At 60.6% G+C, this 13,478-nt stretch carries 10 protein-coding genes and 1 pseudogene; 4 read left to right on the plus strand and 7 right to left on the minus strand.

The features are described 5' to 3' along the window. Positions 1 to 216 precede the first annotated feature (216 nt). From HZA03_06465 to HZA03_06480, 4 genes are all read right to left on the minus strand, one after another. A complete protein-coding gene (locus tag HZA03_06465) occupies positions 217 to 1,806 on the minus strand; it encodes a DUF1957 domain-containing protein (protein ID MBI5637594.1) in 1,590 nt (529 codons plus the stop codon). Beyond that, positions 1,803 to 3,125, minus strand: a complete 1,323-nt coding sequence (locus HZA03_06470) for a DUF4912 domain-containing protein (GenBank protein MBI5637595.1) — start codon at positions 3,123 to 3,125, stop codon at positions 1,803 to 1,805. The genes HZA03_06465 and HZA03_06470 overlap by 4 nt, the downstream gene beginning before the upstream one ends. Positions 3,126 to 3,344: 219 nt before the next feature. Beyond that, complete coding sequence (locus tag HZA03_06475; GenBank protein MBI5637596.1) at positions 3,345 to 5,180, minus strand: ATP citrate lyase; 1,836 nt, start codon at positions 5,178 to 5,180, stop codon at positions 3,345 to 3,347. Between the two features lie 11 nt (positions 5,181 to 5,191). After that, positions 5,192 to 6,397 (minus strand): ATP citrate lyase, encoded by a 1,206-nt coding sequence (locus tag HZA03_06480; protein MBI5637597.1) that lies wholly within the window; start codon positions 6,395 to 6,397, stop codon positions 5,192 to 5,194. Between the two features lie 190 nt (positions 6,398 to 6,587). On the opposite strand from HZA03_06480, the gene HZA03_06485 reads away from it, so the two are divergent. The 3 genes from HZA03_06485 to tsaD all read left to right on the plus strand — a co-directional run bounded on the left by HZA03_06485 (position 6,588) and on the right by tsaD (position 9,982). Beyond that, a complete protein-coding gene (locus HZA03_06485; GenBank protein MBI5637598.1) occupies positions 6,588 to 8,006 on the plus strand; it encodes a S41 family peptidase in 1,419 nt (472 codons plus the stop codon). A 78-nt stretch (positions 8,007 to 8,084) separates the two neighbouring features. Further along, complete coding sequence (locus HZA03_06490) at positions 8,085 to 8,972, plus strand: divergent polysaccharide deacetylase family protein (GenBank protein MBI5637599.1); 888 nt, start codon at positions 8,085 to 8,087, stop codon at positions 8,970 to 8,972. Further along, positions 8,972 to 9,982 (plus strand): tRNA (adenosine(37)-N6)-threonylcarbamoyltransferase complex transferase subunit TsaD, encoded by a 1,011-nt coding sequence (tsaD, locus tag HZA03_06495; protein MBI5637600.1) that lies wholly within the window; start codon positions 8,972 to 8,974, stop codon positions 9,980 to 9,982. The genes HZA03_06490 and tsaD overlap by 1 nt, the downstream gene beginning before the upstream one ends. Positions 9,983 to 9,986: 4 nt before the next feature. Here tsaD and HZA03_06500 read toward each other — a convergent pair whose 3' ends face one another. From HZA03_06500 to HZA03_06510, 3 genes are read right to left on the minus strand one after another with little or no spacing between them, the layout of a single operon-like run. After that, entirely contained in the window at positions 9,987 to 10,898 is a 912-nt protein-coding gene (locus HZA03_06500; protein ID MBI5637601.1) for a hypothetical protein, read from the minus strand. Then, positions 10,895 to 11,914 carry a DUF58 domain-containing protein gene (locus HZA03_06505; protein MBI5637602.1) on the minus strand — a complete coding sequence of 340 codons (1,020 nt, stop codon included), beginning with the start codon at positions 11,912 to 11,914 and terminating at the stop codon, positions 10,895 to 10,897. Before HZA03_06505 ends, HZA03_06500 begins: the two co-directional genes overlap by 4 nt. Then, a complete protein-coding gene (locus tag HZA03_06510; GenBank protein MBI5637603.1) occupies positions 11,914 to 12,891 on the minus strand; it encodes a MoxR family ATPase in 978 nt (325 codons plus the stop codon). The genes HZA03_06505 and HZA03_06510 overlap by 1 nt, the downstream gene beginning before the upstream one ends. 176 nt (positions 12,892 to 13,067) lie before the next feature. Here HZA03_06510 and HZA03_06515 point away from each other — a divergent pair. Continuing rightward, positions 13,068 to 13,196 (plus strand): annotated as a pseudogene (locus HZA03_06515) (transcriptional regulator). The last annotated feature ends 282 nt before the right edge of the window (positions 13,197 to 13,478 follow it).

Consider the following 13,478-nt stretch of genomic DNA (forward strand, 5'->3'; position numbering starts at 1 on the left):
TTTAACTTAAGGTAAATTACCATATTCCCCCGGTGAACTCAAGGTTAACTGACAATTTTTTGCGGGGTTCCGGGATATTGGGGAAGCGGGCGGCCATGGGCATACGGAATGTTGCATTTATTAAAAGAGGGTCTCCGGCTGGCGGGGGGCGCCAGCCGGAGGGGAGAGGGACAATCCGCGCCGGAGAACCCGGCGGGATTGGATTTGGGATCTTTTTTACGCGTATACCCGGAAATCGATCTCCGGAAAAATGTTGTCCAGCGATTCGATCCGCTCAAGCCATTCGTAATCGACCTGCCCGCTATCCGTCTGGTCGGCCAAGCGGTTGAAGCGCGAGATGTGGTCGTTGGTCCGCTTCACGGCGTATTCGACCATCGTGCCGGTCTTCATGATAAAGGCCCAGTCGGATGCCTGCGCCAGCAGCAGTTCGCGCGCCGCCTGGTTCAGCAGCCGTTCCTTGCCGTTGGCGGTGTTCCGGTGTTGTTGCGCCAGGGTTACCATCCGCTCGGCGGCCCGGGTAAGGTGCGGGTAGACCCAGTCGTTGCTTCCTTCCAGCCAGACCTCGTTGTACCCTTTGTAGCCCCACGAGCACATCGGCGGCTGGCAGACCTGGTTGCGCGGGAATTCCTGCAGGTATTCCGACGGCGTAATGGTCTTGAAAACATTCTGGTCGTAGTTGATCTTCCGCAGCAGGAAGTTTATCCACTCCGGCCCTTCGTACCACCAGTGGCCGTACAGTTCCGCGTCGTACGGGGCGACGATGATGGGCGGTTTGCCCCCCATCACCCCGTGCAGGTGTTCGATCTGCTTCTCGCGGTTGTACATGAAGTTCCCCGCGTGCGACGCGGCCTTTTCAAGGGCGGCGTACTGGTTGTACGGCTCTTTGTGGTTGCTCACGCCGGTGATCTTGTAATATTTGAGGCCGGTCATTTTCCGCAGCCCGTTCGGCTGGATGTAGGGGCGCACATACTCGAAGTCGAGGTCGTACCCCACGTCGCGGTAAAATTCGCGGTAATCGTAATCGCCGGGATAGCCTTCAACGGAACTCCAGACCTGCTTGCTGCTTTCCACGTCGCGCGCGAAGGCGGCCACGCCCGCGGGGGTGTAGACCGGCGCGTAGACGCCGTATTTCGGCCGCGGCGCGGCATGCAATACACCGTGGGTATCCACCACGAACCAGCGGATGCCTTCCTCTTTCAGGAGGCTTTCCACGCCGGGGTGATAGGCGCATTCCGGCAACCAGATACCGCGCGGGCGCCGCCCGAAATGTTTTTCGTAATGTTGCGCCGCCACCCGTATCTGGGCGCGGACGGCATTCGGTACGCTCTGCATTAGCGGCAGAAAGCCGTGGGTGGCTCCCACCGTGATGACTTCCAGCACCCCTTTGTCCTGGAATTCCTTGAAGGCGGTCACCAGGTTGCAGCGGTAGCGCTGGGCGAAGAGTTCCCGCGTCTTGGTCAATTTCCAGTGGTACATTTTCGCCAGGTCGTTGAATTGCGGCTCGAAGCGGGTCCGCTCAATCTCCTTGTTGGCAAGCTCTATAAGTTTGTTCAGGTGGCGCAGGTAGCGCTGTTGCAGCAACGGGTCGACAAGCATCGATATCAGCGAAGGACTCATCGACATGGTGATGCGAAAGTGAACGCCGTCGCGCACCAGCCCGTCAAACACCTCGATGAGCGGGGCGTAAGTTTCGGTGATCGCTTCAAACAGCCAGTCTTCTTCCAGGAAGTCGTCGTATTCCGGGTGGCGCACATAGGGCAGGTGCGCGTGGAGGATCAGCGACAGGTATCCTTTGGGGGCGCTCATTCTTCGGTTTCCTCTTTCAGTTCCGGGCGGTTCTGCAGCACCGTGGTGCCGCGGGAAACCGTGGGGGTGATGGTCTTTTCAAATCTCCGGTTGGCCGAGACCGCCTTGGCCTCGATTATTTGTATGCCGTCCGGCAGCGCGAAACGGGCGGTGAAAGTGCCGTCAGGGCGCAGTTGCATGGTCTGGCCGGCCAGCGTCACGTTGGCGTCCGGCTCGGTCGCCCCGTAAACGATCAGTTCGCAGTCAAGGCGGAACCAGAATTGATCCGGTTTCCGCGTGGGGCGCGTCGGCGAGCCGGCGAAGCTGCTCACCGCGCCGGAGCTGGTTTCACCCGAAAGACGCTGGCGCATCTGCTCCTGCATATCGATGCTCATCGAGGAGCCGCGGGCCTGGAAACCGCCGCTCAGGGCGTACATTTTCCAAAAATCATCGTCGGCTATCATCCAATCCTCATCCGTCCGGTTGGAGACGGAGCCGCGCCCCATCATGATGACATTCGAGCGGGCCATCATGAAGAACTCGCCCTTGCGGCTTTTCAGGCCGATTTCGGCCACCCAGGCGCGGTCTTCTTCCGGCACATTGACGTACCAGCTGTTTTTGAGGCCGTGTACGCCGATGTCGAAATGCTTGTGGGCGTTGCGGCCGTTGAAGGAGACATCGGTTACGTCGTACACCCGCAGGGCGAAGTGGCATTCGCCCAGATTGGTGCCGTTTCGGGCGGCGGTATCGGCTGGCAGGTTCGGATGCAGATCCCAGAAGGTGTGGCCCCAATAGGGGTCGCGCGCCAGCAGGACGATACGGTTGTCTTCGTAGCGGTCGGGAATGGTTGCCGCTTCAAGGTGTTCCTGTGTTTGGGCGACATGGTACTTGCTCTCTTCCACTACTTCTTCTTCTCCGGCACGGTATTTCGGCGACGGTGAAACGGTCGTTTTAACCTTGGCGGAGGAAAAATTTGCGGCAAGACCTGCTTTGGGAGAGGGGGGGGATACAGGCCTTGCCGCGTTTGTGGCAATTGATTTTGTTTTTATGGGGGCGGCCGCCTTGGGGGCGGATATTACTTCGGCTTTCTCAGAAGCGGCGGCCTTGGCTGCGCTTTTCTTAGCCGCGGGAGCTTTGCTCCCGCTCTTGCCGGCGGTCACCGTTTTCTTGGCAACAACTCCGTTCTTGGCCGGAGCGGCCTTTTTGTCGGCTTTAAGGATCGCCGCCATCATCTCATCCTTGGAGAGAGTGGCTTTTAGGGTAAGGCTGTAAACCTTTCCCAGACGGGCCAGTTCTTCCTTGGTTTGTTTCGCCAGTTTTGCTTTATTTAATTTTTCCATACCCCCATATAGAGCCATATCCATGCCATGCTGGCGTATGTGTAAATAGTTTTAAAACAATGCATTGCGTTTAATTATGCATTGACGTGTCATGTGATGGGGTGTAGATGCCCCATTTATTGGGGTATATATGCCCGATTTGCCTTCCCTGAAAGTGGGTCGGAAATAAAAAAGGCGGGTGGATTGCTCCACCCGCCCTTGGTTGGCTGAAATCGCCGTTTATTTTTTCGGCAGTTTCGGCACCGGGCGCCGGGGGGTGACGGCCCAGTTGATAAGGTAGTTGTACATGCGGATGAGGCGGCCCTGATTGCGCTTCTGGTCTATCCAGTGGCCGATCATGCCGATGGTGCGCGCCAGCATGAAGAAGCCGTTCAGCGAATCGACCGGGTAGCCCATGTCGAGCAGCACACAGCCTATCGTGCCGTCCACGTTGAGGATCAGGTTGTCCTTCTTCGTGGTGGTGATGGCTTGCACCTTCAAGGCGTAATCCAGGCGCGGCGAGGTGATCTTGTTCTCGCGCACGAACCGGATGATCTCCTCCACCCGCTTGTCGGGGTTCTTGAGGCTCTTCACGCGGTGGCCGATGCCCGGAACCGGTCCCACTTCCTTCTTCATATAGGCAAGGAAGCCGGGAACGTCGTTCGGGTAGTTCCTCAGGCCGTAATCCATATAGACGGCCGCGTCGGTTACCGCGCCGCCGAAGCGCGGTCCGATCATGATCATGCCCGCGGCGACGGATTGCGGCAGGCCGATCCCCGCGCAGGCGGCGAGAATGGTGCCGAACGCGCCGGAGACGGCGGGTCCGTGGTCGGCGGAGAGGATGATTATCCGCTTGATGAGTTCCGCTTCCAGCGGGGTGGGCAGCTTTTTGTTCCAGAGCAGGCCGATGACGTGGGGAATGTCGTATCCCTCGTTAATCAGCTCGCTGGCCGCATAGCCGCAGTAAAGCGGTTCTTCGCCGCGGTCGTCGGTGATGGTGTTTTTGAAAAGCGGCTCCACGGCGATGGTGCCGGACTTGAGCCCTTCTTCCACCTTTCTGGGAAGCTGCGGCAGCTCGGACGGCGCGAGGTCTTCCACTTTTGTCGTCTGGCCGACGGCCTTCAGGTCTTCATACACCTTCTTGATGGCCGGTCCCAGCGCGCCGAAGGTTTCAGGGACGATGGCCCCGGCCTTTTTCAGCGCTTCCGCCTTGGAACGGGCCGAGCCTTCGCCGTGGGCTCCTTCTTTTGCGCCCGCGTGGCCGAACTTCATCCCCTTGGGGAGTTTTTCCTGGCAGAAGCCGCCCACAACGCCGATCAGCTTGATGCGGCGCGGTTTAGCGGCAAGCCATGCGGCGGCCCCTTCTTCGAGGTTGCCCCCCATTTCGCCCACGATGACCACGGCCTTGGTGTCCGGGTCTTTTTCGAAAAGCTCAAGGTAGTCCACGAAGTCGGTGACCGGGTAGGAGTCGCCGCCGATGCCGATGGCGGTGGTGATGCCGTCGGCGAACTGCGAGATGATCCACATGATTTCGTTCGAGAGGCCGCCCGACTTGGTGATGACGCCGAACGAGCCTTGGCGGTAGAGCTTCGAAAGGATCAGGTTGTTGTACTCGCCGCCGATCACGCCCAGCCGGGCCTTGCCGGCGGACATGATGCCGATGGCCGAGGGGCCGTTGAGCAGCTTGCCGGTCTTCTTGGCTTTCTTGATCATCAGCTTGGCGTCTTTCTCCGGCACCCCTTCGGTGATCATGGAGATCGATTTGATGTTCGGGTTGTCCATCGCTTCCATCGCGGCCGCCGCGGCGCGGGCCGGGCCGATGTAGACCAGCGCGGTGTTGATGCCGCCGTGCGCGGCGGTTGCCTCGCCCAGCGTGGCATAAATCGGCACCGCCACGATCTGGCTGCCCACCGGGATGTCGTAGGTTTTGCCGGCGTCCGGCGGATAGACGAACGCTTCGACATAGAACGGGAGGCGGCAAAGGTGGCAGAATTCCCCCATGCGGCGCGCGGCGTTGACGGCGGCCTGGCCGCCGAGTATCACGACCTTCGTATTATCATTTGCTACAATAGCCATCGTTCTGCTCCTCAGACTTTCTTCTTGCCGAGCGCCATGTCGACGATGTCGGTCAGCGGGGTATAGCGGTCGAACACTTCAATATCGAAGCCCTCGTTTTTCAGTTCACGCATGGCGGCGAGGCCGATGGCCTCGTTCGGGCCGCCGCGGCGCACCCAAATCTTCACGCCTTTGAGGAGCCCCTTGTCCCTGGCGATACGGAAGCCCGCGATGATTCCCTGGAACGTCACCTTCACGTCGGTGAAGTTGGCGATGGCGCCGCCGACGATGATGTGTTTGATGCCGGGGAGGGCGGCGACCCGTTCAGTCAGCGCTTGCACGGCCCATCCTGGCGGATCGCCGGAATATTCGGAATAGTTCGCTATGGTGCCGCCGAGGTTCACCACCGCGTCGGAGTAGAACACCGATGCGCCGCCGCCCGCGGGGAGCAGCGCCACTTCACCGCCGGGGATTTCAATCAGTTTCACCGATCCCTTCACTTTGGAATCGATTTCCATGATCTCTTTTTCCGCTTCGGTGTAGGCGCGGCCGAATTCCGCCGCCCAGTTGAAATTCCAGTCCTTGTGGCGGAAGCGGGCGTCGCCGTCCAACATGGTCACGGCGTCCAGCGCCACCACGTTGCCGGTTTTCTTGTCCACAACGACGGGATTTATCTCTATATACTGCCCGTCTTCGTTGTCAAACATGTCAAAAAGCGAATGCGCGCATGCGGCCATCTTTTGCGCGATGTCGCCGGTGAAACCGCATCGTTTGGCAAGCTCGGTGCATTGTCCCGGCGCCGACTTTTCGCCGACTTCCACGAAATTCCGCTGCACCTTGTCCCAGTTGGATTCAACCTCGATGCCGCCGAACTTGGCCATCAGGATTTCGGCCCCTTCGCGCACGGATTTAACGCACAGGTAGTATTCCTCGGTGTGTTCCACCATCTCGGCCACGATGACCTGCGTTATCTTCATGCCGTCGACTTCGCGCGCCAAAATCTCCTTCGCGGCGGCCTTTACCCCGGCCAGATCGAGGTTCATTTTCACCAAGCCCAGTTTGAATCGGCCGCCAAGCGCTTCGTGCGCCTTGGCCACCATCTTGGTGTTTGTCATCCACGGATTGGCCGCCGCCAGTGTATCAAGCTGGGCGGGATCCGAGATGACCACATGATGGGGTACGTTAATGCCCCACTTCTGGAACAGTCCCATTGCGGGGCCTTCTAACAATTTGGCCACTTTGTCCTCCCTATATAACACATTGAGTTTATGTCATTGCGCGGGCCGGGAAGACATCGCATAAAATAGCGCGGATTCACTCCCCCCGGCGCGAGGTATTTTCACTTAAAATCACCGGCAAGTCAAATGTAATCACCGGGTAAATCCTGTGTGGATTCCGCGGCGGCAAACGTGCTACTATTTTCTCCTTATGGAAGAGAAAAAAAGTTCGTGGGCCGTTAACGCGGCAAAAAAGTTTCTTAAAACCGTTTTTTATGTGGTGTTTGCCGCATTCTTTTTCGGCGCCGGCCTTGGGCTGGCGGCGGCGTGGCGCACGCCCGCCATGGCGGCCGAAAGCTCCTATGAAAACCTCAAAGTTTTCGCCGAGGTAATGGCGCTGATCCAGAACTATTACGTCGAGGAAAAATCGAGCAAGGACCTGACCAAAGGGGCCATCCACGGCCTGTTGCGCACACTTGATCCGCACTCCGCTTATATGGACCGCGATTCCTACGACGCCCGGAAGCAGGAAACCGAAGGGCAATTCGGCGGCTTGGGGATCGAGATCACCGTGCGGGACAACTACGTCGTCATCGTCGCCCCCATTGAAGACACCCCGGCCGAGCGGGCGGGGCTGATGGCCGGCGACAAGATCATCAAGATCGACGGGACGGTGGCCAAGGATATGGATATTATGGATGCCGTGAAGAGAATGCGCGGCAAGATCGGCACCCCCGTCAAGCTGAACATCTACCGCGAACAGGGCGACAAGACCTTCGACGTGGAAATCGTCCGCGCCATCGTGAAGGTGAGGTCGGTGAAATTCGGCATGATCGATAACGACACCGGCTATCTCCGGATAGTGAGCTTTACCGCCGAAACTTCGCGCGATGCCCAGGCGGCCCTGAAGGACCTCAAGGCAAAGGGGATGAAACTGCTCGTCCTCGATTTGCGCAACGATCCGGGCGGCCTCCTGAAAGAGGCGGTGGAAGTATCCGAACAGTTCATCAAGGAAGGCGAAGCAATCGTCAGCACCCGCGGGCGCACGAGCGACCAGAACTCCCGCTTCATTTCGCGCAATTCCCACGCCGACACTGAAACGCCGGTCGTGGTGCTCATCAACGCCGGTTCCGCTTCGGCCTCCGAGATCGTCTCCGGCGCGCTGAAAGACCACCACCGCGCCGTCATCGTCGGGGTGCGGTCGTTCGGAAAGGGGTCGGTGCAGACTGTGCGTGAGTTGAGCGATGGCGGCGGCCTGAGCCTCACCACCGCGCGCTATTACACGCCGGCCGGCACCATGATCCACGGTGTCGGCATCGAGCCGGATGTTGAAGTGAAGCTGGACATGCCGCCCGGCACGGAACAGGGGCCGGAGCCGTTGCGTGAAAAAGACCTGATGGAGCACTTCAACGGCACCCGCGACGTGCGCCAGGACAACCTGGAAAAGAAGAAGGAAAAGACCGCCGCCGACAAGGCGAAGGAAAAGGAAAAAGAGAAGGAGCCGCTGCGCGATCCGAAGAAAATCTTTGACATGGAAAAGGATAACCAACTCCAAAAGGCCGTCCAGATTCTCAAGGATCCGTCCACCTACAAGCACATCAAGGATCAAGGGGGCAAGAAATCCGCCTGATCCCGCCCATCGCATGAACGCAGCCGCCGGACGCACGATCCAGGCGGCTGTTTTGTTTTTACCCCGGAAGACCAGCCGATGAAAAAGAAACCCGCCCCCGCCCGCCGCCGCATGGGGGTTTTGCCGGTACTGGTGATCGTGTTTTTCGCGGGGGGGGTATTCGCCGCCTGGCTGATCGCCCGCTATCACGCCGCGCCGGTTGAAAAAAAGATCGCCGCCCCGTATTCAGCCGGGCGGAACGCCGATGCGGGCGCCGCCGCCGTAGCCCCGCCACCCGCCATGCCGCCGAAGCCGGGGGAACGCGGCAAGCGGCTGGCCATCATCATCGATGACATAGGCCTTCGGCGCGACCCGGTGGAAAAGCTGCTGGCGGCGGGCATCCCGCTCACCTTCAGCGTGATGCCGGATCAGCCGCGCACCAAAGAGCTTGCCGCCGAAATCGCCGCGGCCGGGCAGGAGGTGATGCTCCACCTGCCGATGGAGCCGGAAAACGACCGGATAAACAATCCCGGCGCGGGGGCGCTGCTGGTGACGGAGCCGGATGAAGACATTCGCGCCGCCATAAGGCATGATCTGGGGCAGGTGCCGCAGGCGAAAGGGGTCAACAATCACATGGGCAGTCTTTTCACGCGGGATGAGCGGAAGATGGAAGTGGTGCTGGCGGAGTTGAAAGCGCGCAACCTGTATTTCGTCGACAGCCTTACCGCCCCAACGAGCGTCGGCCATGCTGTCGCCCGGCGGCTCGGGCTGAAGAGCGCCGCGCGCCGCGTTTTTTTGGATAACGACCCCAGCGCGGAAGCGATCGCCCAACACCTCCGGCTCGCCATCGGGTTGGCCGTTAAAGAGGGGGCGGTGGTGGCGATAGGCCACCCGTATCCGGCAACGGTGGCGGCGATTGAAAAGCTGAAGGACGAACTCGTCAAGGCCGGGGTAACGCCGGTTTTCGCGTCGCAGGTGGTGCGCTGATGCTGGTGTTGGGCATCGAAAGCTCGTGCGACGAAACCGCCGCGGCGGTGGTGCGGGACGGCGTCCAGGTGCTCTCGAACGTCATCGCAAGCCAGCACGACAGACACCAACAGTACGGCGGCGTGGTGCCGGAGCTGGCCTCGCGCCGCCATGTGGAGAACATGCCGGTCATCGTGCGCGAAGCGCTCGGCCGCGCGGGGGTGACGCTGAACGATATCGACCTCTTCGCCGTTACGCGAGGGCCGGGACTCTTGGGGGCGCTGCTCGTCGGCCTCTCCGCCGCGAAGGGGATGGCTTGGGCGTTGAAAAAACCGCTGGCGCCGGTGCATCACCTGCACGGGCATGTCGTGGCGGCGCGCTTCAATTACGAAATAGTCTATCCGCACCTCTGCCTGCTGGTCTCCGGCGGCCATACGTCGCTGTACAAAGTGGATGGCCCCGCAAAACTCACCGAGCTGGCATTCACGCGCGACGACGCGGCGGGGGAAGCGTACGACAAAGTGGCGAAGATGCTCGGCCTCGGCTTTCCCGGCGGCCCCGCGGTGGAACGCGCCGCGAAGGAAGGGGACGAAAAAGCGGTGCCGTTCACCGTGCCGCGGGTGAAAGGGAGCGCGCTCGATTTCAGCTTCAGCGGCCTGAAGACCGCCGTGCGCGAAGCGATGAAGAAAAACCCCCGCGTGGCGGATGTCGCCGCGTCGTTCCAGCGGGTGGTGACCGAAACGCTGGTGGCGCATACGCTGCGCGCGGCGGCGCTGCACGATTTTAAAGAGATAGTGATTGCCGGCGGCGTGGCGGCGAACGGCCACCTGCGCGCCGGAATGACAAAAGCGGGGGAGGAGCACGGCCTGCGGGTGGTCTGGCCCGCGCCGGTTTATTGCACCGATAACGCCGCGATGATCGCCGCCGCCGGTTATTTTCTATATCAGGAAAACCCCGATGACCCGCGCTGGCGCGATTTCAACGCCCTCGACGCCGTCGCCAATTTGCCGATAGACACGCTTGCGGGGTGAGCGGTTAATCGACGGAGTTGATGGGGGGAACGCTTTTTTTCTTCGGGGAGTTTTTCACGAAGTACATGGCGACGGCGAGGGCGCTGGTGGCGTCTTCGCGGTCGGGAAGTTTTTTGGTGAACTTCGCCACGTCGCAGGTGCGCAGGAGATAGAACACGCGTTCGCGGTGATCTTCCAGCGCGGCGGGCCACGCCGCCTCCAACTCAATGGTGGTTTTTTCCGGCGCATCGACGCCGTATTCGGCGTGCAGATAGACGCGCACGGTATCGGCGATGGCGGCGAAGTATTCCTTCCCCCGTCCGGCGGCGTAGAGGTTTTCCGCCTCTATTTTTTCCAGCGCGGCGAGGGCGGTTTCAAGCGGCGAATGGGCCGGAACGGAGGGGGAAACCGCAGTCATTTTTCGTGCCCTCTTTTTTAGCTGATGCGCCAGCGCCGCCAAAAGCGCCACCAGCGCCAAAACCGCCAGGACGGGCCAGCGGTAGGCCTTCCAGTCGAAGACCGGATCCGCCACATCTTCGATCGGCATCATCGCCGGCTCTTTGGCGTCCGGTTTCAGCACGGAGCGGATTTCCACCGTTACGGGGGGCGCGGAGACGGTTTCCGGTTTGCCGTCCGCGCCGGTCGACAAAACGGAATAGGCGGGGAGGGGGAGTGTGCCGGTCTTGAACACGGTGAGCGTGAAGACCACTTTCTTTTCGCCGCCGGTGTCATCCGCCCGCGCGTCCAGCAGTTCGAACGGCGCGGGATTTTCCAGTTTCAGCGGCAGTTCGACGCCAGCGGCATCGCGCGCGGTGATGGTGTAGCGTAAATGATCGCCGATGGTGGCGGCCGGGGGATCCACCGCGGCGGCAAGGGTGAGCGCGGCGGCGGGAGCGGCATAGAGCGCCAGCAGCAGCAGAGTGAAAATACGTTTCATCGGCCCGCCAGGATTTTCTTTTCACGCCGCTTGAAAAACTTTTCCAGCGGGGCCACCGGCGAGCCGGCGGTATCGACATCGATGAGGTCGACGCCGCACGTTTGAAAAAAGCGTTTCAGCTCCGCGTCGCGCCGCCGCGCCATCTCTTCGTGGCGGCGGCGGAAATCCTCGTTGCCGGTGTCGGCCAACACCTCGTCGCCGGTCTCCGGGTCGCGCAGCAGCACCAGTCCCGCGTCGGGAAGCCGCTGTTCGGCCCGGTCGCGGATGCGGACGGCGATAAGATCGTATTTCCTCGCCGCCACGCGGAACGGCGGCTCGAACCCGGCATCGGCGAAATCCGACACGAGAAACACTATGCCGGAGCGCCGCGCGGTGTGGAGCAGCCGCTCCAGCGCGTTCTTGATGTTCGTCTTTTTGCCTTGCGGGCGGAATCCCAATATCTCGCGGATGATGCGGAGCGCGTGGCGGCGTCCCTTGGCGGGGGGGATGTGCAGTTCCACCGTATCGGTGAAGATGTACAGCCCCACCTTGTCGTTGTTGCGGATGGCGGCGAACGCGATGGTGGCGCAGAGTTCCGCCGCCGTCTCGTTTTTGAAATTGCCGGCGGTGCCGAACGCGCCGCTGGCGGATGCGTCCACCATGAGGATCACCGTCAGTTCGCGCTCCTCGTTAAAGATTTTGATAAACGGCTCGCCGATGCGGGCGGTCACGTTCCAGTCGATGGCGCGCACGTCGTCGCCGGGGGCATAGGGGCGCACTTCGGCGAACTCCATGCCCATCCCTTTGAAGACGGAGTGGTACTCGCCGGAAAAAACGGTTTCGACCAGTTTCTTGCTGGAGAACTCGATTTGCCGAACTTTGGCGAACAGTTCGGGCGGGATGGTTTTGATGCCGCCGTCCGGCGCGGGAAGATCGCGCGCCGCTCCGATCTCGATTTTTTTGCGGAAGACGGCCAGCGCGGCGGCAATCGCCGCCGCCAGCGCCAGCGGAATGAGCCAAAACGGCGCGAACGGCATTATGGCACCGGTACGGTATCGAACACCCGTTTCACGATGTCCTCGTTGGTCATTCCTTCCGCTTCGGCTTCGTAGGTGGGGATGATGCGGTGGCGCAGCACGTCGGGGCCGATGGCCTTCACGTCGTCCGGCGTGACGAAGCCGCGATGGCGCAGGAATGCGTGGGCTTTCGCCGCCAGCGCGAGGTAGATGCTGGCGCGGGGCGACGCGCCGTATTCGATGATCTGCGGCATGGCGGTGTGCGGCTTGCGCGTGGCGAAGACCAGATCGACGATGTAGCTGAACACTTTTTCATCCACGTAGATTTCGTCTATGACGGCGCGGGCCTGATCCAGTTCTTCAGCGCCGGTCACGCCTTGCGCGTCGTGGGCGGCGGCGGACGCCATCCGTTTCACGATCTGCAGTTCCTCCTCGCGCGACGGGTAATCCATGAAGAGCTTGAACATGAAGCGGTCGACCTGCGCTTCGGGGAGCGGATAGGTCCCCTCCTGCTCGATGGGGTTCTGCGTCGCCAGCACCATGAACGGCTGGTCGAGTTTGAATTGCTGGCCGCCGATGGTTATTTGCCGTTCCTGCATTGCCTCCAGCAGGGCGCTCTGAACCTTTGCCGGGGCGCGGTTGATCTCGTCCGCCAGCAGGATGTTGGTGAAGACCGGCCCCTTCTTGATGTGGAACGCCCCGCCCTTCGCGTCGTACACTTGCGTGCCGATAACGTCGGCGGGCAAAAGGTCGGGCGTGAACTGGATGCGGCCGAACGACAGCTTCAGCGCTTTCGCCAGCGTGTTCACGGCGAGGGTTTTCGCCAGTCCCGGCACCCCTTCGATGAGGACGTGTCCGCGGCAAAGCATGGCGATGAGCATTTTTTCCAGCAGGGGCCTGCGCCCCACGATGACCTTGCCGGTCTCGGCGAACAGCGGCTCCACAAACGCCGAGTGCTGCTGCGCCCGCGCGTTGATTAATCCCACATCGGTAGCCATATCCAAAGCCTCCTAATTTAAGGAAGCCATTATAACGCTCCCGCGCGTTGTTTTGCATTCTCGGTTGGCTCCGCGATAAATATAAGTAGTGGCTTATAATAAGTTGTAAATTATAATATTCCGGTTGTTTCAGCCTGGTGCCACAGGATTCATCTGTGGCACCAGGCTGCGCGGGATTTGCCGAATTGCCCGGCGTCAGCAAGAGACCATTGCAGGAATGGGAACAGGGGCGGTGCAAGCCGACCGGCGCGGCATTGAAACTTCTGATTATCGCCCACCGCCATCCCGAAGCCCTGTACGCTTAATCAGGACGTTGGGCTGTTTACGGAACATGGTTGCTCGGTAATTATTGATCCGTATACTGTGCGAGACGGTAAATCATGTCAAGTTCAACGCGGTGGGCGGGAAGAGAGCTTTGAAAATATTGCTGGGTGCCGTACCCTTGAAGGGCACTTCCGCGGCGGTTTGTACGCGGCTGGCTCCATTGCATTACGCCGCCGCATATTTATTCCGCCGCTCCCAAGTCAAGCGCGGCATGACAGGGAAATCGGCGACAGGAGTGTCGCCGCTACCGAGAAAAGTGGGAT

It is taken from the genome of Nitrospinota bacterium (assembly GCA_016217735.1).
Taxonomy (GTDB): Bacteria; Nitrospinota_A; UBA7883; order JACRGQ01; family JACRGQ01; genus JACRGQ01.